Source organism: Ramlibacter sp. bp-362 (genome assembly GCF_054956735.1).
Map to the genome: position 1 here is coordinate 1 of NZ_JBUDXE010000078.1, position 247 is coordinate 247.

Consider the following 247-nt stretch of genomic DNA (forward strand, 5'->3'; position numbering starts at 1 on the left):
CTGATACCCCTCGATACGGATGCCGAACCGGATGCCTACCAGGCCATCGCACGGCGGCTGGCGTCCGACATCGGCATGCAGCACTTCGACCCGTCGACGTTCGACGTGTGCCGGCTCTTCTACTGGCCCTCGAAGCCGCGCGGCGGCCTCTACGAGTACCACAACCAGCCAGGGACGCTGCTGAGCGTCCAGGATGTGCTGGCGACGTACGTCGACTGGACGGACTGCACGGCCTGGCCGACGAGCG

Annotated in this window: 1 protein-coding gene; it reads left to right on the top strand. The window is 66.8% G+C overall.

Annotation, left to right across the window (positions count from 1 at the left end; all coding sequences use genetic code 11):
• The coding region (locus ACY0MJ_RS22480) for a hypothetical protein (RefSeq protein WP_462640783.1) at positions 1-247 on the top strand (247 nt) is incomplete at both ends.